Raw genomic sequence first — 21,328 nt, forward strand, 5'->3', positions numbered from 1 at the left:
AGGGGGAGGCCGCCGCTCTCGGGTCCTGGCACACGGGGGAACCGCATGTCCACGTCTTCGAACGCGCCTCGGCGCGCGCCCGTCCGCGTCGTCGCGGGCACCGTCAGCCTCCTGCTGGCGGCCGGCAGCCTGGCGCTCCTGCCCGGCGTCGCCAACGCCGACTCCGCGCCGCTCACCCCGTCGGCGGCCACGCCGACGACGGTCGCCGCCGACGCGCTGCCCACCGTGCAGATCAACGGCGTCGCGTGGGCGCAGGCCGTCGTCGGCAACACCGTCTACGTGGGTGGCTCGTTCACCAGTGCCCGGCCCGCGGGGGCGCCCGCCGGGACCGGCGAGACGCCGCGCAGCCACCTGCTCGCCTACGACATCCGCACCGGCGAGCTGATCACGTCCTTCGCGCACGACCTCAACGGCCAGGTCCTCGCCGTCGCGGCCTCGCCCGACGGTTCGCGGGTGTACGTCGCCGGCGACTTCACCGCGGTCGACGGGCAGACCCGCCGCCGCGTCGCCGCGTTCGACACCGCCACCGGCGCCCTCCTCCCGGGCTTCGCCCCGGCCGTGCAGAGCCAGGTCGCCGCCCTCGCGGTCACGAACGACACCGTCTACATGGGCGGCAGCATCACCGCCGTCGGCAGCGTCAGCCGCAGCCGGCTCGCCGCGGTGAGCGCCGCCGACGGAAGCCTGCTGCCCTGGGCGCCGGTTCCCGGCGTGGGCTCCACCGCCGGGAACCGGCTGCCGAACAACCCGGCCGGCAACGCCAAGACCAGCGACGCGGTCCTCGCCCTCACCGTCGCCGGCACCGGACAGGTCATCGCCGGCGGCCGGTTCGACTCGATGAACGGCGTCAAGGCCACGGGCGTCGCGGCTCTCGACCCCGCCACCGGCGCGACCAGGCCGTTCGCGATCAACCAGCGGTTGACCAACCAGGGCGTCAACTCCGCCGTCTACAGCCTGAGCACCTCCGGTGACCTCGTCATCGGCACGGCCTACGACTACTACGGCCCCGGCAACCTCGAGGGCTCCTTCGTCGTCGAGGCCGACGGCGGCGCCGTCGTCGCGATCAACGACTGCCGCGGCGACTCCTACTCCAACTACGCCACCGGCGGCGTCCTCTACGTGGCCAGCCACAGCCACGACTGCAGCCAGATCGGCGGCTTCCCGGAGCAGAACCCGCGCACGCACCGCTTCGGTGTCGCCTTCACGCTGGGCGCCACGGGCACCGTCGGGACGAAGACCCTGACCAACGCGAACTTCCGCGGGCAGCCCGCGCCGTCGCTGCTGCCGTGGTTCCCGACGATGACGCCGGGCGACTACACCAAGCAGTACCAGGCCGGCTGGTCGGTCACCGGCAACGACAAGTACGTCGTCTACGGCGGCGAGTTCCCCCGGGTGAACGGGGTGGGCCAGCAGGGCCTGGTCCGCTTCGCGCTGCCGGACGCCGCGCCCAACCGGGTCGCCCCGTCGACGGACGGCTTCACGGCCACCGCCACCTCGCCGGCCCCGGGCCGGGTCTCGGTCACCTGGACCGCGACGTCCGACCAGGACAACGCCAACCTCGTCTACCGCGTCGAGCGGGAGGGCCAGGCCCTCCCCGTCGCCGAGACCGTGCAGGCCTCCACCTGGTGGAACCGGCCGGCCATGTCGGCCGCCGACGCCGGGGTCAGTGGTGACCTGCGCTACCGCGTCACCGCGACCGACCCCTTCGGCAACACCGTCGCCACCCCGTGGGTGGGCGTCTCGGTCGCCGCCGCGACCGGTGGCCAGACCCGGCCCTACGCCGACACGGTCCGTGCCGACGGGGCGTCCAACCACTGGCGGCTGGGTGAGGCCACCGGCAACGCCGCCGACTCGATCGGCACCCGGCCCTTGACCGTCGGCGCGGGGGTCACCCGCGACCAGGCGGGCGCCATCGACGGCAACACGGCCTACTCCTTCAACGGCAGCTCGACGGCGTCCCTGGCCACGACCGGCGCCACCGCGGCACCGAACACCTTCACCCAGGAGGCGTGGATCCAGACCTCGTCGACCTCGGGCGGCCGGATCATGGGCTTCGCCAACCGGGCCACCGGCACCAGCACCACCTTCGACCGCCAGGTGTACCTGCAGTCCAACGGGCGGATCTCCTTCGCCGTCAAGGTCCCGACCTGGTTCGGGCTGTCGAGCGAGACGCGCGCGGTCACCAGCACCGCCTCGTTCAACGACGGCAAGTGGCACCACGTGGCCGCGACGATGAGCCGCTCGGGCATCGCCCTCCACGTGGACGGCGTCCTCGTCGGCTCGCGCACCGACGCGACCACCGGGCAGTCCTACAACGGCTACTTCCGGGTCGGCGCCGACAAGGCGATCGCCGGTGCGAGCACGTTCACCGGCCGGATCGACGAGGTCGCGCTCTACCCGACCGCCCTGACCGCCGCGCAGATCGCGGCGCACGCGGCGGGCGGAGGCATCGCCGTCCCGGTCGCGAACATGCCGCCGACGGCACGCATCTCCGCGACGCCCACCGGGCTGACCGCGGCGCTGGACGCCCGCGCCTCGGCCGACAGCGACGGCACCGTGGCCTCCTACGCCTGGGACTTCGGGAACGGGCAGAAGGGCTCCGGCGCGACGGCGACGCACACCTACGCCACCGCGGGCAGCTACGTCGTCACGCTGGCCGTGACCGACGACAAGGGCGCCACCACCACCGCGAAGACGCTGGTCACGGTCGCCCCGGTGCGGGTCAACCAGGCCCCGACGGCGGCCTTCACCGCCACCGGCCGCGACCTGGCCGTGTCGGTCGACGGAGCCGCCAGCGACGATGCCGACGGCACGGTGGCCGCCTACTCCTGGAACTGGGGGGACGGCTCGCCGGTCGCCGACGGCGTCACCGCGACGCACACCTATGCCGCTGCCGGCACGTACACCGTCACGCTGACGGTCGCCGACGACGAGGGTGCGACGGGGACGGCCTCCCAGGAGGTCACGGTCACCGCGCCGATCCCGACCGCCCCGATCGCCAAGGACACCTTCGGCCGCTCGGCCACCGGTGGGCTGGGCACCGCGGACGTCGGTGGCGACTGGACCGTGGGCGTGGGTGGCCCGCGGCAGTCGGTCAGCGACGGCGTGGCCGAGCTGGCGCTGCCGGGTGCGGGCAACAACACGGGCTCGTACCTGGGTTCGGTCAGCACCACGAACGCCGACATCCGGAGCTCCTTCACCCTCTCCTCGGTGCCCACCGGTAGCGGCACGTCGGTCTACGTCGTGGCCCGCCGGACGGCGACCGGGGACGAGTACCGGGTGCGGTTCCGGGTCGACGCCGACGGCGTCGTCTGGATGGCGCTCTACCGCTCCGTCGCAGGGGCCGAGGCGTTCCCCGGCGGTGAGCAGCGGGTGTCGGGGCTGACGTGGAAGCCGGGCACCACGCTGGCGACCCGGGTCCAGGTCTCGGGCACCGGGACGACCACGGTCACCGCCTCGGCGTGGGTGGCCGGTGAGGCCGAGCCGGCCACGCCGCAGCTCACGCGCACCGACACCACCGGGGCCCTGCAGGCCGCCGGCTCGGTGGGCCTGGCGGCCTACCGGCCCAGCAGCGCCACCGCGCCCACGGCCGTGCGGTTCAGCGCCCTCCGGGTCGGTCTCGTGGGTGCTGGTGCGCACACGAACGTCGCGCCGGACGCCGCCTTCACGGCGGCTGCCACGGAGCTCTCGGTCGCTGTCGACGCCACCGGCTCGACCGACTCCGACGGCCGGGTCGCCCGGGCGGACTGGGCCTTCGGGGACGGCACCACGGGCACCGGGCCCACGGCCACGCACACCTACGCGGCGGCCGGCACGTACACCGTCCGGCTCACCGTGACCGACGACGAGGGCGCCACGGCGACCACCACCCGCTCGGTCACCGTGACCGCGCCGCCGGCCCCGCCGGTCGAGGAGCCGGCGGAGCAGATCGCCGCGGACGCCTTCGACCGTGCGGAGACCGGCCGGCTGGGCACCGCCGACCTCGGCGGCGCCTGGACCTCGGCGGCGGGTGCCTCCCGGCAGTCGGTCGCCGACGGCGCAGCGATCCTCGCGGTCAACCCGGGCAACAACACCGGGTCCTACCTGGGGGGCGTGACGGCCACCGACGTCGAGGTCCGCACGACGGTGTCCTTCTCGGCGGTGCCGACCAGCGGCACGGGCGCCTACGCCTTCGTGACGGGGCGCCGCGTGGGGACGGCGCAGTACAACGCCCGGATCCGGGTGCTGCCCGACGGCAGCGTCGGGGTGGGCCTCGTCCGCGAGGTCGCCGGGGTGGAGACCATCCTCGGCCCGGTGACGACGCTGGCCGGCGTCACGTACACCCCCGGCGCCCCGCTGGAGATCCGGTTCCGCGTGACCGGCAGCGGCGCGACGGACCTGGCGCTCACGGTCTGGCAGGCCGGCACCGCCGAGCCCGCCGCCCCGACGCTGGTCCGCACCGACGGCGCCGCGGAGCTCCAGGCGGCCGGCGGGATCGGGATCGCCGCCTACCTCTCCGGTAGCGCGACCGGGCCGGTCGCCGTGCGGTTCGAGGGCATCACCGTCACCGCGGTGCGCTGAGGGGACCGCAGTGAGCCCGGATGCCGGGCCGGCCCACGAGGGCCGGCCCGGCATCCGGCCGTCCCCGGCACACCGGAGGGCGACGCCCGACCGGGTGACCCGTGGGGGTGAGGGGATCCCGCCAGCACTCCCCATGCCCTCCCGGCGCGTAGATCCTGATCGGAGCGACGACAGCGATCGAGCGTCCGCGGCCCCGCGTCGCAGAACCGGTCCGGCAAGCACGGGAGGCCACAGTGGCAGGCACGGGGAACGCCCTCCGCAACGTCGGGGAGGCGGTCCGGCGATGACCACGGTCGCCGAACGCAGCGCGGGGGACAGCCCGCCGCTGGGCCTGCGCGCGACGCTGGACCGGCTCGCGACCGCGCAGAAGGGCTCGGCCGGCGCGCCGCTGTACTCGCGCTTCGTCAACCGGCCGCTCGGCCGGGTCTTCGCCGCGCTCGCGTTCGGCGCGGGGCTCTCCCCCAACGCGGTGACCGCCGTCAGCGCCGTCTTCACCGCCACCGGCGTCGCGATGCTCGCGCTCGTCCCGCCGTCGGTGCCGATGGGGCTGGCCGTCGCCGCCTGCCTGGCCCTCGGCTACGGCCTCGACGCCGCGGACGGCCAGCTCGCCCGGCTGCGCGGCGGCGGCTCGCCGGCGGGGGAGTGGCTGGACCACATGGTCGATGCCGCCAAGGTCGTCGGTCTGCACCTGGCCGTGGCGATCGGCCTGTACCGCTTCACCGACGTCGACCCGGCCGTGCTGCTCGTCCCGCTCGGGTTCTGCTTCGTCGACGTCGTGATCTTCTTCGCGATGATGCTGAACGAGGCACTGCGCGCCCAGCACGGCGCCGCCACTCGCGCCCAGGGCCCCACGCAGCAGGTCGGCATCGCCCGCTCCGTCCTGGCGCTGCCGACCGACTACGGCGTCCTCGCGCTCTCCTTCGCGTTCTTCGGGGCGACGTCGGTCTTCGTGCCGGTCTACGCCGCCCTCGGCCTGGCCGAGGGGCTCTTCCTCGCACTCGCGCTGGTCAAGTGGTTCCGCGAGATGGACCGGTTGCCCCGATGACCGGTCACGAGGACCGCCCGTCGCTGCTCGTGGTGCACCCCGGGTCGGAGCTGTACGGGGCCGACCGGATGCTGCTGGAGTCGGTGATCGCGCTGGCCGGCCGCTTCACGGTCACGGTCGCCCTGCCCGGCCCCGGCCCGCTGGTCGACGCGATCGAGTCGCACGGGGTGGCCGTCGAGCTGTGCCCCATGCCCGTCCTCCGCAACTCCGCCCTGCGGCCGAGCGGTGCGCTCCGGCTGCTCGCCGACGCCGTCCGCGGCCTGGTGCCCGCGCTGCGGCTGCTGCGCCGGCACGCCGCGGCCGGCGTGTACGTCAGCACCCTGACCCTGCCGTCGTGGCCGCTGCTGGCCCGGCTGGCCGGCCGGCGGTCGGTCTGCCACGTGCACGAGGCCGAGCAGTCCGCCCCGCGCATGCTGCGCCGTGGCATGGCGCTGTGCCCGGCGCTGTCCGACCGCGTCGTGGCCAACAGCCGGTTCACCCTCGACGTCCTCACCGAGGTGGCGCCGCGGCTGAGCCGGCGCGCCACGGTGGTGCACAACGCCGTCCGCGGCCCCGCCGAGGTGGTTCCGGCCCGGCCGCGGTTGGACGGTCCGCTGCGCCTGCTGTTCGTCGGCCGGCTCAACCCGCGCAAGGGCCCGCAGGTCGCCCTCGCCGCACTGGCCGAACTGGTGCGCCGCGGCGTGGACGCCCGCCTCACCGTCGTCGGCGACGTCTTCCCCGGGTACGAGTGGTTCGTCGACGAGCTGCGCGCGACCGTGGCCGACGCCGGCCTGGGCGACCGGGTCGAGTTCCTGGGCTTCCACGCCGACGTCTGGCCCCAGCTGGCCGGCGCCGACGTGGCGCTCGTGCCTGCGGTGGGCGACGAGTCCTTCGGCAACACCGCGGTGGAGGCGGTCCTCGCCGCCCGGCCGCTCGTGGTCAGCGACCACAGCGGCCTGCGCGAGGCCGCGGCCGGCTACACCGGCGCGCAGGCGGTCCCGGCCGGCGACGCCCGGGCCTGGGCCGACGCGATCGCCCGGGTGGCCGCCGACTGGCCCCGGTTCCGGGAGGCCGCCCTCGCCGACGCCGCCCTCGCGCGGGAGCGGTCGGCGCCCGAGCGGTACGCCGCCGAGCTGGTGGAGGCCGTCGCTGCTCTGGGCCCGGCCGGCCCCGCACGGCGGGAGCTCGCCGCCCCGGCGGGGCAGGTCACCGGATCGGGGGCCGCGGCATGACCGCCGCCGTCGGCCGGGTCACCGCCCCGGCCGTGCTGATGTACCACTCGATCAGCGCCTCGACCGAGCCCGATCCGCACCGGATCCGCGTGCACCCCGACCGGCTCGACCGGCACCTGGGGCTGCTGCGCCGGCTGGGCCTGCGCGGCGTCTCCCAGACCGAGCTGGTGCACGCCGTCGACCGGGGGGAGGCCGTGGGGCTGGTCGGCCTGACCTTCGACGACGGCTTCGAGGACTTCCTCACCACCGCCGTCCCGGTCCTGGCACGGCACGGCATGACGGCGACCGTCTACGTCGTGGCCGGCCACATGGGCGCCACCAACTCGTGGGACACCGGCCCCCAGTTCCCGATCATGACCGCCGCCCAGGTGCGCGCGGCCGCGGCCGCCGGGCACGAGGTCGGCAGCCACACGATGACCCACGCCCGCCTCTCCGGCGCCGACCCGGGGGTGCTCGCCGCCGAGGTGGGCGACAGCCGGCGCCTGCTCGAGGACGTGCTGCAGGCCGAGGTGCCGGGGTTCTGCTACCCGTACGGGGCCTACGACGCCGCGGCCGCCGACGCCGTGCGCGGAGCCGGGTACGACAACGCCTGCGTCACCGGGGACTACGCCCCGGGCGACCGGCACACCCTGCCGCGCTGCTACGTGAGCCCCCGCGACACCCGCGCGCACATCTCCGCGCGCCTGATCCGGCACGCCGCCCGCATCCGCCGCCCCCTGCCCGCCGCTCCCGGTCGCTGACGGGCGGACCGGCCATGCGTTCCGTGCTCCCGTCCCTGACCGGCCTGCTGCGCCGGCGGGCGACCACCGCCGTCGTCGGCCAGGCGATGATGGCGCTGGCCGGCCTGGCCCTCCAGGTCGCCGCCGCCCGGCTGCTCGGGGCGGGTGGGCTGGCCGTCTTCTCGCTCGTCTACGGCGCGCTCGTGCTCGTGACGGCCGTCGCCAGCGGGATGGTCGGTGACTCGCTCACGGTGCTCGACCGGCACGACCGTTCGGTGCGGGCCGGCCTGCACGTCTGGACCGCGCTGGTGTCGGCCGCCGCCGGCCTGGCCGGAGCGCTCGCCGCGCTGGCGAGCGACCTGGTCCCGGTGTGGGCCGGGCTGCTGCTCGCCCCGGCGTGCGCTGCGTTCGTCGTCGAGGACACCCTGCGCCGGCTGCTCATGGCCACCGGCCGCTACACCGCGCTGCCCGTCGTCGACGGCACCAGCCTGGTGGGCGCACTGGCCGTCCTCGGGCTGACCGGCCTGACCACGGAGATCACGCTCAGCACGTTCGTCGTGGCGCTGCTGGTGGGGCAGGTCTCGGCCGCCGTGGTCGCCTGGTGGCTGGTGCCCACCGCCGAGCGGCCGGCCGGGCCGTGGCGTCGTCCCGGCCTGCGCACCGTCGCCGACTTCGGCGTGTGGCGGGCGGCCGCGCAGACGGTCCGTCCGGGGTCGCTCACGCTGCTGCGGCTGCTGCTCGTGGGAACGGTCGGCGCGGTGGCCTACGGGCCGCTGGAGGCCGCCCGCGTGTACACCGCGCCGATGCTGACGCTCGTCGCAGGCATCGCCTCGTTCCTGCTGCCGCACTTCGTCGGGCTGCGCGACCGGCCACTGTTCCTCAGCCTGCGGGTGGCCGACCGGGCGTCCCTCGGCCTGGTGGTGGGCATCGGCGCCCTGGGGGTGGCCGCGCTGGCCGCGTTGCCATGGCTCGGGCCCGCGCTCACCGGTGGCGGCTACGAGGTGCCCGTGGTCGCCGTCGTCGGCTGGACGGTGTACGCCGCGTGCGCGGCGCTCCTGTTGCCCTACGCCTCGCTGGCCTCGGTGCACGGCAGGCAGCGCCGCGTCCTCGTTCTCCGCGCCGTCGAGCTGCTCTCCCTGGTCGGCGTCGCCGCGCTGGTGGTCCTCGCGCCGCACGCGGTGGCGTGGGCACCGTTCGTCCTCGCCGCCGGTCCGGCGCTGACCGCGCTGGCCGTCCGCCGGTCGGTCGTCGTCCCGCTGGTCCGCGCGGGTGCGCTCGGTCCCGCGCGGGAGGGGGTGCCGGCATGACCGCAGGGGTCCGGGCGGTGCGGGATCCGGCGGTGCCGGCCCGCCTGATGCTGTGCATGACGCTGCTGGTCCTCACCACGGTGGGCTGGCGTCGCGGCACGTACTTCACCGGCTCGCTGGACCCGGTCGTCGTCGCCAAGGGCCTGCTGAGCGTCGCGGCCCTCGGGCTGGCGTTCTTCGGCACCCGCCGCGCCGCTCTCCGGGTGGGCACCGGCACGCTCTGGGCGCTGGGAGCGCTGCTGGCCGCATCGGTGTTCGGAGCACTGACCCACGGGCCGCTGGTCGCCGGCGCGATCATCGCCGTCCGCGTGACCATCGTCGCGCTGACCGTCGTGCTGCTGCTGCGCTGCTACACCGGCCCCCAGTTCTTCGCCGGCCTGGCGTACGCCGCTGCGGGGATCGGCGGGGTGGCCGCGGTCACCGGTTCGTCCTCCCTCTCCTCGGGCCGGCTCGCAGGGGGCTTCCCGCAACTGGCCCCCAACGAGCTCGCCCTGCTCGCGTGCCTCGTGGTGCTCTACGCCGCGTGGCGGATCGCGGTGGCGGACGGAGGGGTCCCCATGGCCGGGATCGGCGCCGTGGCGCTCGGCATCCTGTGGGCCACCGGCTCCCGGACGGCGCTGCTCATGCTGGGACCCGCCCTGGTGATCATGGCGCTGCACGTGCGGCGTCCCCGTGTCGGGCTGGTCGTCAGCGGGCTGGTGATGGCGGCGCTGGCGACCGTCGCGGCGGCCGCCACCGATGCGCTGGCCGGTTTCCTCGAGCGCGGCGGTGACGGCACCAGCACGGTGGAGTCCCGGTTCATCGCCTGGGACGCCGCCACCACGTGGGCCGACGACGCGTGGCAGCTCGCCTTCGGCGGCGGCATGTCGGTGAAGATCATCCCGGTCAAGGGTCAGTACTGGGACGAGCAGCCGCTGGACAGCAGCTGGGTCTCCCTCCTCGTGCAGGTCGGGCTGGTGGGCCTCCTGGTGGCCGGGATCTGGGCACTGTGGGCGGTGCGGGGAGCGCTCCTGGCCCCGCGCGAGTCCCGGGCCCTGTTCCTCGGGGTGCTGGTCTTCCTGCTCGGCCGCAGCGTGCTGGAGAGCGGATTGTTCGACGCGACCCCCGACTTCCTCGCCTTCCTGGCCGTCTCGCTGCTGGCCGAGGGCGGCTCCCGTCGCCGCCTCACCGAGGCGCCTCGAGCGGGCAGTGCCGAGCCGGCGCTACCCGACGCCGGCGCCCGGTCAGCTGCGCTGACCCGCTGACCCGCTGACCCGCTGACCCGCTGACCCGCTGACCCGCTGACCCGCTGACCCGCCGGCCGCCGCCACCCTCGGGGTGCGGGCCGGCACGTCCGGACGATCGGACCGAGGCGGCCACCGAGCAGGGGTCGGACCTGACCGGGTAGATCAGCGGGTACGTCCCTCGTCGACGTCAGCCGCCCCGAGCGCGCCTCCACCGGCGGCGGACGTGTCTCCCCGAGTGCCCGTTCAGGCACGCCACGAGTCCTGGGAGTCAGCGCTGTCCGGGGGCAGCTCACCCCGACGACCCGCGTGCATCCGGGCAAGCCATCGGCGTGCTGGTGGAGTGCTCGAGAGGAGCAGGCCGATGAAGCCGCCCGGGATGGGGCTCTCCGCCGACCAGACGTTGCCGGGACCGATCCATTCGGCCACGCCTACGAGGACGACGGCCGTGACCACGTGGACGACCACGGTGGGGATCCACTGCCCGGGACGAGGGAGGTCGACCCGAGGGCCGTCCCCGCGGGAGCGCGACCGCAGCCTCCTCCGTCGACAGCGGGGTCCTGCTCCGCCGGCGTCGGACTGCCCGCGTCGTGGGCGTTCCGGCCCGACCGGCCGTCAGCTACGTCCTTGCCGGGTACACCTAGCCGCGCGGGGAACCGTTCAAGGCGGCCTGCTTGCCGGTCGCGGGCACCGGCTTGGGCGCCGGTGGCACCGGCTGCGTGCCTACCGCCTCCTCGGGGGTGGTCAGCGGCGCGCCGGGACCGCGGGGCACCAGGGCGACGGCGAGCGGGTCGATCCCTGCCGAGGCCAGGATCGTGCGCATCTCGCGCAGCTCCTGGTCGTCGACCCGGCCGCTCGGCACGACCAGCACGACGCCGTCGTGATGCTCGGCCACGTGCTTCCAGACCCGCAGCGGCACCAGCGGGTCGGCGACGTCCAGGCGGACCCGCGGGCCGTCGTCCCCGGCCGGGGCGGTGAGGGAACCGGTCACGGCGGTCCGCACGCCGCGGCCGGCCAGCACCTCGCTCACCTGCTCGGCGAAGGCGCGGGTGGCCGGCTCCTCCGACGGCGCGGGCGACAGGACGGTGACCCGCACCGGGCGCTTCTCGGCGCGCAGCTCCAGCCGCCGGGCGAGCGTGCCGGCCGCCTGGCCGGTCAGGGCGCTGCGCCGGGCGCGGCCGGAGGGCTGGACGAGGAACTCGGTGTCCCCGGCGGAGTCGCCCCAGGCGCGGCGCAGGTCGTCCTCGGTGTGCAGCGTGGTGTCCATCCGGCTCCGCACGACGGCGGCCGCAAGGCCCAGGAACAGTCCGGTGAGCAGCCCGAGCGTCAGCAGGTAGAGCAGCACGGGCGACGACGGCGAGGTGGGGGCCACGGCCGGGTCGACGACGGTGAGGTTCACCGGCTCGTCACCCGAGGACGGCGTCTCCAGCGTCTCGACCACGTCGGTGAAGAGGTCGGCCACCGCGTTGGCGATCGCCGCCGCCTCGGCCGGGTCGGACCCGCTCACCGTGACGTGCAGCTGCGTGGTGTCCGCCGGGTTCGTCGCCGCCACCCGGGTCCGGAGCTCGGCCAGCGGCACGTCGAGGGAGAGTTCTTCCCGGACCGGGGCCAGCACGGCCTCGCTGGTCACGATCTCCGGGTAGCTCTTCACCCGCTGCTGCACGAACGAGGCGCTGTTGGGGATCGAGGGGGACACCGAGACGAAGACGGTGGAGGTCGCCTCGTAGGTCTTCGGGGTCACGGCGAAGACGAGGAGCCCGGCGAGCGCGCCGGCCAGCGCGGCCCCGATCCAGATCACCCAGTGTCGCCGCAGCGCGGCGAGGTAGTCCTTCAGTTCCATGTCGTCCCCTGCCTGCCCGCGCGACCGTGCAGGCGCCGGCAGGGCGTCCGCACGGCGCGTCCCCCGTCGGAGTGTCGACGATATCCGCAGGTCAGCGCGCCGAGGCTGGTGCGGAGGGAGGCCTCACCCCTCCGAGGGGAGCCCTCCGGGCCGCGGTCCGCGGCCGCCTGCCCCCGAAGGGGTGAAGATCTCGACGGCGCTCACCAAGCGTGACGGTTCTCGGCTAGCTTTCTCGACGTCATCGCTGTCGAGCGCCACGGACGCCGCTCCTGCGTGACTCAGCGTGACAGGCGAACGCTCCCGACCGGGGAGGGCGCGCCACGGGAGGATCGGGGGATCCCATGACGGTCATCGGCTATGCGCCGGGTGCCTACGACCTGTTCCACGTCGGGCACCTGAACATCCTCCGGCACGCCGCCCAGCACTGCGACCGCCTGATCGCCGGCGTCGTCTCCGACGAGATGCTGCTGCTCACCAAGGGTCGCGCACCGGTGATCCCGCTGGCCGAGCGCATGGAGATCGTGAGCAACCTGCGGTTCGTGGACGCCGTCCACGCCGAGGTGGTCCCGGACAAGATCGACACCTGGCGCGAGGTCGGCTTCGACGTCATCTTCAAGGGCGACGACTGGCGGGGCACGCCCAAGGGCGACGCCCTCGAGCGCGACTTCGGCGCCGTGGGCGTCCGGGTGCACTACTTCCCGTACACGATGCACACCTCGAGCACGATGCTGCGCCGGGCGCTGGCGGCCATCGAGGCCGGCGAGCCCGTCGGCCGGAAGGTCCGCGCCCTCACCTCCTGAGCTCGGCGGCGGCCTGCGGGCGCGCCGTCTAGCCTGGGGTCCGGCCCCGGCCGCACTCGGCGGCACGTGCGAGGCCTCCAGAACTCCGGGAGAAGAAGAAGCGTGACCCTGCGCGGCGTGCTCGACGTCGTCCTGACCGATCCCGGCATGGCCCGCGTGGTGGCCGCGGCCGGCCGGGCGCAGCTCGCGGTCACGGCCCCGCCGACGGTGCAGCCCCTGGTCGCCGCGGCGCTGGCCGGCGGCGGGCGCAGCGCAGGGCAGGACGAGCGCGCCGGTGTGCCGGTCCTGCTGGTCACCGCCGGGGAGCGGGACGCCGACGCCGCCGCCGATCTGCTGCGCTGCTTCCTCCCCGATCGCCGGGTGGAGACGTTCCCCGCGTGGGAGACGCTGCCCCACGAGCGGCTGAGCCCCCGCGCCGACACCGTCGGCCGCCGGCTGGCCGTGCTGCGCGACCTGGTCCACCCGGGCGCCAACGGCACCATCGACGTGCTGGTCGCCCCGGTGCGCAGCGTCCTGCAGCCGCTGGCCCCCGGGCTCGGTGACCTCACCCCGGTCGAGCTGGCGGCCGGGGACTCCGCCGAGCTCGAGGTGGTGGCCCGTGCGCTGGCCGACGCCGCCTACACCCGCGTCGAGCTGGTGGAGAAGCGCGGTGAGTTCGCCGTCCGCGGCGGCCTGCTCGACGTCTTCCCGCCCACCGAGCCGCACCCGGTGCGGGTCGAGTTCTGGGGCGACGAGGTCGACGAGCTGCGCTACTTCTCCGCCGCCGACCAGCGCTCCCTCGACGAGCGGCCGGACCGGCTGTGGGCGCCGCCGTGCCGCGAGCTGCTGCTGACCGAGGAGGTGCGGGCCCGCGCCGCGGCGCTGGCCCAGCAGCACCCCGCGCTGATCGAGGTGCTGGGCAAGGTCGCCGAGGGGATCGCCGTCGAGGGCATGGAGTCGCTGACCCCGGCCCTCATCGGCGACGAGGCCATGCAACTGCTCACCGACCTGCTCCCGGCCGGCACCCACGTCCTGGTCGCGGACCCGGAGCGGGTGCGCAGCCGCGCCGCCGACCTGGTGCGCACCGCCGAGGAGTTCCTCGCCGCGTCCTGGGCGACGGCCGGCGAGGCGGGGGAGGCGCCCCTGGACCTCGGGGCGTCGTCGTTCCGCGACCTCGCCGACGTCGAGGACGCCGCCCGCGGCCGCGGGCTGCCGTGGTGGACCACCGGGCAGTTCACGCTGGCCGCCGACGACACGGTGGACGACGACGTCATCAACCTCGACGCGACGAGCGTCGAGCGCTTCCACGGTGACCAGGTCGCCGCCGTGCGCAGCATGCGCCAGTGGCACCGTCAGGGCTGGCGGGTCGTCGTCACCTTCGCCGGTCCCGGCCCAGCCCAGCGGGCCGCCGACCAGTTCATGGAGGCCGAGCTCGGGGCCCGGCTGGTGCCCGACATCGACCGGGCACCGGACGCCGGCCTGACCCACGTGACCCAGGGCAGCATCGAGGCCGGCTTCGCCTTCCCCGGTGTGGGCCTGGCGCTGCTCACCGAGCAGGACTTGACCGGGCAGCGCGGCACGTCGATGCGCGACGCGGCCAAGATGCCGGCCCGCCGCCGCAACGCCGTCGACCTGGTGCAGCTGCAGCCCGGTGACCTCGTGGTCCACGAGCAGCACGGCATCGGCCGCTACATCGAGATGATCAGCCGCACGGTCAACGGCGGCCAGCGCGACTACCTGATCGTCGAGTACGCCCCGTCGCGGCGGAACCAGCCGCCGGACCGGCTGTTCGTGCCCACCGACGCCCTCGACCAGCTGACCCGCTACGTCGGCGGCGAGGCCCCGGCGCTGTCCAAGCTCGGCGGCGCCGACTGGCAGAAGACGAAGAGCAACGCCCGCAAGGCGGTCAAGCAGATCGCCGGTGAGCTCATCCGGCTGTACTCGGCGCGGATGGCCACCAAGGGGCACGCCTTCGGTCCCGACACCGTCTGGCAGCGCGAGCTCGAGGACGCCTTCCCGTTCCAGGAGACGCCCGACCAGCTCGCCGCCATCGACGAGGTCAAGGGCGACATGCAGAACCCGGTCCCGATGGACCGGATCATCTGCGGCGACGTCGGCTACGGGAAGACCGAGATCGCGGTGCGCGCGGCGTTCAAGGCGGTGCAGGACGGCAAGCAGGTCGCCGTCCTGGTGCCGACGACGCTGCTGGCCAACCAGCACTTCAAGACCTTCTCCGAGCGGGTCGCCCAGTTCCCGGTGACGGTGAAGGTGCTGTCCCGCTTCCAGTCCGACCGCGAGACGACCGAGATCCTCCGCCAGCTCGCCGCCGGTGAGGTCGACATCCTGGTCGGCACCCACCGGCTGCTGCAGCCGACCACCCGGTGGAAGGACCTCGGGCTGGTCATCGTCGACGAGGAGCAGCGCTTCGGCGTCGAGCACAAGGAGTACCTGAAGACGATGCGGACGGCGGTCGACGTGCTGTCGATGTCCGCGACGCCGATCCCGCGCACCCTGGAGATGAGCCTCACCGGCATCCGCGAGATGTCGACGATCCTCACCCCGCCGGAGGAGCGGCACCCGGTGCTCACCTACGTGGGCGCCTGGAGCGACAAGCAGATGGCCGCCGCGATCCGCCGGGAGCTGCTGCGCGACGGGCAGGTGTTCGTCATCCACAACCGGGTGCAGTCGATCGACAAGGCGGCGGCGAAGATCCGCTCCCTGGTGCCCGAGGCCCGCATCGCCGTCGGCCACGGGCAGATGAAGGAGCACGAGCTCGAGCGGATCATGGTCGGCTTCTGGGAGAAGGAGTACGACGTCCTGGTGGCGACGACGATCGTCGAGTCCGGCCTGGACATCCCCAACGCCAACACCCTGATCGTCGACCGCGCCGACACCTTCGGCCTCTCGCAGCTGCACCAGATCCGGGGCCGCGTGGGCCGAGGACGTGAGCGCGCCTACGCCTACTTCACCTACGACCCGGCCCGCACGCTCACCGAGACCTCGGTCGACCGGCTGACGACGATCGCCAACAACACCGACCTCGGCGCCGGCATGGCGGTGGCGATGAAGGACCTGGAGATCCGCGGCTCGGGCAACCTGCTCGGCGGCGAGCAGTCCGGGCACATCGCCGGCGTCGGCTTCGACCTCTACGTCCGCCTGGTGGGGGAGGCCGTGGCCGACTACCGGGCGCAGGTCACCGGCGAGGAGGCCCCCGCCGAGCCGGTCGAGGTCCGGGTGGACCTGCCGGTGGACGCCCACCTGCCGCACGACTACGTGCCCGGCGAGCGGCTGCGCATGGAGGCCTACCGCAAGGTGGCCTCGATCTCCGAGGACGACCAGGCGCAGGCCGTGCTCGACGAGCTCACCGACCGGTACGGCGCCCCGCCGGCGCCGGTGCTCAACCTGCTGGCCGTGGCCCGGTTCCGGGTCGCGATGCGGGCACTGGGGATCACCGAGGTGTCGCTGCAGGGCCGCAACATCCGGGTCGGCCCGGTGGACCTGCCGGAGTCCAAGCAGATGCGCCTGGCCCGGCTGGCCGACGGGGCCTCCTACAAGGCCGCGGTGCAGACGATCGTGCTGAAGGTGCCGGTGGGCCCCGACCGCCGCACTCCGCTGCGGGACGTCGCGCTGCTGGAGAACCTGCACTCGGTGCTCCGCGCCGTCCTGGACCAGCCGGTTCTCGCCGCGTCCTGACTCGCGCCCCTCGGCCCGGGACGGGGCCGACGGGGGCGTCCTGCGACGTCGGTCACAGCGGGTGTGGGAGTCTCGCGGCGTGCTGATGCGTCGAGCTGCCCGCGCGCGTGCTGCCGTGGTCCTCGTGGCCGTCGCCCTGCCGGTCCTCGCGGGGTGCCGGTCCGATCCCGGCGTCGCGGCGTACGTGGGCGACGAGCAGATCACCGTGGCGGAGCTGGACGCCGCCGTCGACGAGCGGCTGGCCGACGAGCGGATCGCCGAGTACGCGGCCGGAGGCGAGGACGAGTTCACCCGGCGGGTGCTCGACGGGCTGGTCGCGCGGGAGGTGCACGCCGCCGCGGCGGAGCGCTACGGCGTCCGCGTCGGCGAGGAGGAGGTCGGCGACCGCATCGAGGAGTTGCTGGCGGAGGAGGACCCCGAAGCGGTCTACGCCCAGCTGGCCCAGCAGGGCATCGGCCGGGCCGACGTGCGGGAGACGATCCGCCAGCAGCTCCTCCGGCGTGAGATCGCCGAGGCCGAGGGGCAGGCCGGTTCGCTCGACGAGGCGGCCCTGCGGGAGCGCTACGACGAGGTGCGCGAGAGCCTGGCAGAGGTCGAGTTCGGCTACGTGACCGTGCCCGACCAGGCGATCGCCGACCAGCTGGTGGCCGACCTGACGGCGGAGCCGGGCCGGTACGCCGAGTTCGCCGCGCTCTTCGCCGGGCCGTTCACGCTCGCGGAGCTGCAGCGGCAGCCGGCCGGGGAGCTCCCGCCGGCGTTCGCCGAGCGGCTGGACACGACGGCTCCCGGGACAGCCTTCGCCGTGCCGGTGCCCGACGCCGGCGGCGTCGTCGTCGGGTTCCTGGGCAGCACCGTCTACCCGCCGTTCGAGGAGGTCCGGCCGCAGCTGGAGGACGAGGCGGCAGCCGGGGTGGAGGCCACCGGGGCCGAGCTGGTCGACGGCGTGCGGGAGGACCTCGACGTGACCGTGAACCCCCGCTACGGGGTGCTGCGGGAGGGCCGGCTGGTGCCCGGGGACGGCGTGGTCGACCTGCTCGAGGACGACGCGGCGGCCACGCCGCCGGCCGAGTGACACCCCGCGGGACACGGTGGAAGGGCGCACCCTGGAGCTACGAGCCCCGGCCCGAGACGATCACCGTCGACCCGGAGATCCGCGCGCGCGTGCTCGAGCGCGCGGCCGGGGACGTGGTGGGGGCCGTGCGTCTCCTCCGCGAGGAGACCGGACTGCCGCTGAGGTTCTCGGTGCTGCTCGTCGACGCGTGGCTGGCGGGGCGGCCCTCCTGAGACCCGCGCGGGACCACCGGTACGGCCGCCGCGGCACCTCCCGGCCCGCTGCCGCCTCCCGGGGTCGCGGACACTGACCGGGTGCCCGTCACCGCCGTTCCCGTCAGCACCCGACTGCCCGGCCTGCTCAGCCCCGCCGGGTGGCGGGCGGTCTCCGCCGGCCGCCCGCTGGCCGCCCTCCCCGGCGCTGCCGGCACCGCCGACGTGCTGCGCGGCGAGGGGATGACGGTCGCCGAGGTGCCCGATCTCGCCGCCGCCGCCGAGCTGGAGGGCGACGTCGTCCTGCTCGTCCCGGCCGGTGAGCCCGTGCCCGGCGTGGAGACGGTGGACGGCGCACCCGAGCCGCCGGGCGCGCGGTTGCTCGACGTCGTCGCCGTCATGGACCGGCTGCGCTCGCCGGGCGGCTGCCCGTGGGACGCCGAGCAGACGCACGCCTCGCTGCGCGGCTACCTGCTCGAGGAGGCGCACGAGGCCTACGACGCGATCGTCGACGACGACCCCGTCGGCATGCGGGAGGAGCTGGGCGACGTGCTGCTGCAGGTCGTCTTCCACGCCCGCGTCGCCGCCGAGGCCGGAGCGGGCCGCCGGTTCGACGTGGACGACGTCGCCGGCGACCTGGTCGACAAGCTGGTCCGCCGGCACCCGCACGTGTTCGGCGACGCCGGCCCGCGCGACGTCCAGCAGGTCGAGGTCGGCTGGGAGGAGATCAAGAAGGCCGAGAAGCAGCGGCGCTCGCCCACCGAGGGGGTCTCCCGCTCCCAGCCGGCGGCCTCGTGGGGGGCTGCCCTGGTCCGCCGGGCCGGCCGGGCCGCGTTGCCGACGCCGGCACCGGCGGAGCTGACGGTGGGCAGCCCCGAGGAGCTGGGGGAGCGGCTGCTCGCCGTCGTGGCGGCGGCGGAGGCCCGCGGCTGGGACGCCGAGGACGCGCTGCGCGAGGCGGTCCGTCGCTACGCCGGCGAGCTGGACGCCGCAGCGGAGGAGCGCGCCCGGGGCTGAGCGCCCGGCCCGCTGCCCTAGCGTGGGACCGCGAGATCTCCTCGGCAGCGCCCACGCCCGACCCGGAAGGAGCCCCGCGGTGTTCCGCGAACCCCTGGCCGCATCGTCGTCGGCCGTCGACGAGGTGGACGGCCTCGTGCCGGACGAGGCCTGGCAGGTCCTGCTCCTGGTCGCCGCCGCAGCTCTCGGCGCCTGGCTGGTCGGCGTGGTGATCGGGATCCTCGTGCGCCGGCTGGCCCGCCGGTCCCCGGTGGCCGCCGACCTCTCCCGCCGCGGCCGCACGCCGCTGCGGACGCTGCTCGTCCTCATCGCCGTCACGGTGGTCCTCGACGCCGGTCCCGCGCTGGGCGGCTGGCGGGACCCGGTGGTGCGCGGGCTCGGCCTGGCGCTGGTCGCCACGGTCGGCTGGCTGCTGGCGGTCGCCGTGCACGTGGTCGCGGACATGGCGCTGGCCCGGTACGACGTGGACGTCGTCGACAACCGGCACGCCCGCCGCGTGCGCACGCAGATCTCGCTGCTCCGCCGGCTGGCGGTCGTCGTGGTGGGCCTGCTGACGGTCGCAGCCATGCTGCTGACCTTCCCCAGTGCCCGGGCGGCGGGGGCCAGCATCCTGGCCAGCGCCGGGGTCATCTCGATCGTCGCCGGCCTCGCCGCGCAGACCTCCCTGGCCAACGTCTTCGCCGGCCTCCAGCTGGCCTTCACCGACGCCATCCGGGTCGACGACGTCGTCGTGGTGGAGGAGGAGTGGGGGCGGATCGAGGAGATCACGCTGACCTACGTCGTCGTCCACCTGTGGGACGACCGCCGGTTGGTGCTGCCCTCGACGTACTTCACGACCACCCCGTTCGAGAACTGGACCCGCAAGGAGTCCGCCGTCCTGGGCTCGGTGGAGCTCGACGTGGACTGGACGACGCCGTTCGACGACATGCGCGCCGAGCTGCACCGCCTGCTGGAGGACGAGGGCGGCCGGGGGCCGGAGCTGTGGGACGGCCGGGTGGGCGTGCTGCAGGTGACCGACGCGGTGGGCTCGGTGGTGCGGGCGCGGGTGCTGGTCAGCGCGCAGGACGCCGGGACGCTGTTCGACCTGCGCTGCCACGTCCGCGAGCAGCTGGTGGGCTGGCTGCAGCGCGAGCACCCCGGAGGGCTGCCGCGGGTGCGGGTCGAGGGGGCCGCCCCCACGACGACGGCCCGGGCGGAGCGGCGGCCCACCGCCCCGTCGGTCACCGACAGCTCGCTGTTCACCGGCAGCACCGAGGCGCTGGAGCGCTCCCGGGCCTTCGCCGGGCCCAACCAGGAGGAGGTCGCCGACCGCGACACGACCCCCGGACCTCCGGAGGACGACCACGCGCCACGCGGCAGCTGAGCCCGGCTGGCGCGGCTGGTTAGGCTGTCCGGCGTGCCGAGCATCGATGCCGTAGGCGCGCGGGAGATCCTGGACTCGCGCGGAAACCCCACCGTTGAGGTCGAGGTCGCCCTCGACGACGGGACGATCGCCCGCGCCGCGGTGCCCAGCGGCGCCTCCACGGGCGCGTTCGAGGCGGTCGAGCTGCGCGACGGGGGTGAGCGGTACGGCGGCAAGGGCGTGACCAAGGCCGTCGACGGCGTCCTCGACGTCATCGGCCCGGAGCTGGTCGGCTACGAGGCGACCGAGCAGCGGCTGGTCGACCAGCGGCTGATCGACCTCGACGGCACGCCGGACAAGTCGCGGCTGGGCGCCAACGCCATCCTCGGCGTCAGCCTCGCCGTCGCCCGGGCCGCCGCGGACTCCACCGGCCTGCCGCTGTTCCGCTACGTCGGTGGCCCGTCGGCCCACCTGCTCCCGGTGCCGATGATGAACATCCTCAACGGTGGCGCCCACGCCGACAGCAACGTCGACGTCCAGGAGTTCATGATCGCCCCGATCGGCGCCGCCACCTTCGCCGAGGCGCTGGCCATGGGCACCGAGACCTACCACGCGCTCAAGGCCGTCCTGAAGAAGGAGGGCCTTGCCACGGGCCTGGGCGACGAGGGCGGCTTCGCGCCCAACCTGTCGAGCAACCGGGCCGCCCTGGACCTCATCACCCGAGCGGTCGAGCAGGCCGGCTACGCCGTCGGCACCGACATCGCCTTCGCGCTGGACGTCGCCGCCACCGAGTTCCACTCCGGCGGCTCCTACACCTTCGAGGGCAAGCAGCTCTCGGCGGCCGACATGGCCGAGTACTACACCGGCCTGGTCGACGCCTACCCGATCGTCTCGATCGAGGACCCGCTGGACGAGGAGGACTGGGACGGCTGGATCGCGCTGACCCAGGCCCTCGGCGACCGGGTGCAGCTCGTCGGCGACGACCTGTTCGTCACCAACCCGACGCGCCTCGCCGACGGCATCGACCGGGGCGCGGCCAACGCGCTGCTGGTCAAGGTGAACCAGATCGGCACGCTGACCGAGACCCTCGACGCGGTCAACCTGGCCCACCGCAGCGGCTACCGCTCGATGATGAGCCACCGCTCCGGGGAGACCGAGGACACCACGATCGCCGACCTCGCCGTCGCCACCGACTGCGGGCAGATCAAGACCGGTGCCCCCGCCCGCAGCGAGCGCGTCGCCAAGTACAACCAGCTGCTGCGCATCGAGGAGGAGCTCGACGACGCCGCCCGCTACGCCGGCGCCGCTGCCTTCCCCCGGCTGAAGGACTGA

14 protein-coding genes are annotated in these 21,328 nt (G+C 74.9%); 13 read left to right on the top strand and 1 reads right to left on the bottom strand.

The genetic code is table 11. From position 1 onward, the window contains the following. Positions 1-45: 45 nt before the first annotated feature. From GCU60_RS06830 to GCU60_RS06855, 6 genes are all read left to right on the top strand, one after another. The gene (locus GCU60_RS06830) at positions 46-4,557 is read left to right on the top strand and encodes a PKD domain-containing protein (protein ID WP_163203512.1); all 4,512 of its coding nucleotides are present in this window, start codon (positions 46-48) and stop codon (positions 4,555-4,557) included. Positions 4,558-4,840: 283 nt separating this feature from the next. Continuing rightward, positions 4,841-5,602 (top strand): CDP-alcohol phosphatidyltransferase family protein, encoded by a 762-nt coding sequence (locus GCU60_RS06835; protein ID WP_163203514.1) that lies wholly within the window; start codon positions 4,841-4,843, stop codon positions 5,600-5,602. After that, the gene (locus GCU60_RS06840; protein ID WP_163203516.1) at positions 5,599-6,813 is read left to right on the top strand and encodes a glycosyltransferase family 4 protein; all 1,215 of its coding nucleotides are present in this window, start codon (positions 5,599-5,601) and stop codon (positions 6,811-6,813) included. The genes GCU60_RS06835 and GCU60_RS06840 overlap by 4 nt, the downstream gene beginning before the upstream one ends. Continuing rightward, positions 6,810-7,553, top strand: a complete 744-nt coding sequence (locus GCU60_RS06845; protein ID WP_163203518.1) for a polysaccharide deacetylase family protein — start codon at positions 6,810-6,812, stop codon at positions 7,551-7,553. The genes GCU60_RS06840 and GCU60_RS06845 overlap by 4 nt, the downstream gene beginning before the upstream one ends. A 14-nt stretch (positions 7,554-7,567) precedes the next feature. Next, positions 7,568-8,839, top strand: a complete 1,272-nt coding sequence (locus GCU60_RS06850) for a hypothetical protein (protein ID WP_163203520.1) — start codon at positions 7,568-7,570, stop codon at positions 8,837-8,839. Further along, on the top strand, positions 8,836-10,083 hold the full coding sequence (locus GCU60_RS06855) for an O-antigen ligase family protein (RefSeq protein ID WP_163203522.1): 1,248 nt from the start codon (positions 8,836-8,838) through the stop codon (positions 10,081-10,083). Before GCU60_RS06850 ends, GCU60_RS06855 begins: the two co-directional genes overlap by 4 nt. Before the next feature lie 619 nt (positions 10,084-10,702). Here the strand turns inward: GCU60_RS06855 and GCU60_RS06860 are convergent. Next, the gene (locus GCU60_RS06860; protein WP_163203524.1) at positions 10,703-11,902 is read right to left on the bottom strand and encodes a YveK family protein; all 1,200 of its coding nucleotides are present in this window, start codon (positions 11,900-11,902) and stop codon (positions 10,703-10,705) included. A 341-nt stretch (positions 11,903-12,243) separates the two neighbouring features. Here GCU60_RS06860 and GCU60_RS06865 point away from each other — a divergent pair, with 341 nt between their 5' ends. The 7 genes from GCU60_RS06865 to eno all read left to right on the top strand — a co-directional run bounded on the left by GCU60_RS06865 (position 12,244) and on the right by eno (position 21,328). Beyond that, the gene (locus GCU60_RS06865; RefSeq protein WP_163203526.1) at positions 12,244-12,702 is read left to right on the top strand and encodes an adenylyltransferase/cytidyltransferase family protein; all 459 of its coding nucleotides are present in this window, start codon (positions 12,244-12,246) and stop codon (positions 12,700-12,702) included. A 102-nt stretch (positions 12,703-12,804) separates the two neighbouring features. Beyond that, the gene (gene mfd / locus GCU60_RS06870; protein ID WP_345770443.1) at positions 12,805-16,374 is read left to right on the top strand and encodes a transcription-repair coupling factor; all 3,570 of its coding nucleotides are present in this window, start codon (positions 12,805-12,807) and stop codon (positions 16,372-16,374) included. An 85-nt stretch (positions 16,375-16,459) separates the two neighbouring features. Further along, entirely contained in the window at positions 16,460-17,446 is a 987-nt protein-coding gene (locus GCU60_RS06875; RefSeq protein WP_239520613.1) for a peptidylprolyl isomerase, read from the top strand. After that, positions 17,443-17,658 carry a hypothetical protein gene (locus GCU60_RS06880; RefSeq protein ID WP_163203530.1) on the top strand — a complete coding sequence of 72 codons (216 nt, stop codon included), beginning with the start codon at positions 17,443-17,445 and terminating at the stop codon, positions 17,656-17,658. Before GCU60_RS06875 ends, GCU60_RS06880 begins: the two co-directional genes overlap by 4 nt. A gap of 81 nt (positions 17,659-17,739) precedes the next feature. Further along, the gene (locus GCU60_RS06885) at positions 17,740-18,654 is read left to right on the top strand and encodes a MazG nucleotide pyrophosphohydrolase domain-containing protein (RefSeq protein ID WP_163203532.1); all 915 of its coding nucleotides are present in this window, start codon (positions 17,740-17,742) and stop codon (positions 18,652-18,654) included. A gap of 79 nt (positions 18,655-18,733) precedes the next feature. Then, on the top strand, positions 18,734-20,017 hold the full coding sequence (locus tag GCU60_RS06890) for a mechanosensitive ion channel family protein (RefSeq protein WP_345770444.1): 1,284 nt from the start codon (positions 18,734-18,736) through the stop codon (positions 20,015-20,017). Positions 20,018-20,050: 33 nt separating this feature from the next. Then, positions 20,051-21,328: a phosphopyruvate hydratase gene (gene eno / locus GCU60_RS06895; RefSeq protein WP_163203534.1), complete on the top strand. Its 1,278-nt coding sequence runs from the start codon at positions 20,051-20,053 to the stop codon at positions 21,326-21,328.

Source organism: Blastococcus saxobsidens, assembly GCF_010682065.1.
GTDB classification, from domain to species: Bacteria; Actinomycetota; Actinomycetes; order Mycobacteriales; family Geodermatophilaceae; genus Blastococcus; species Blastococcus saxobsidens_B.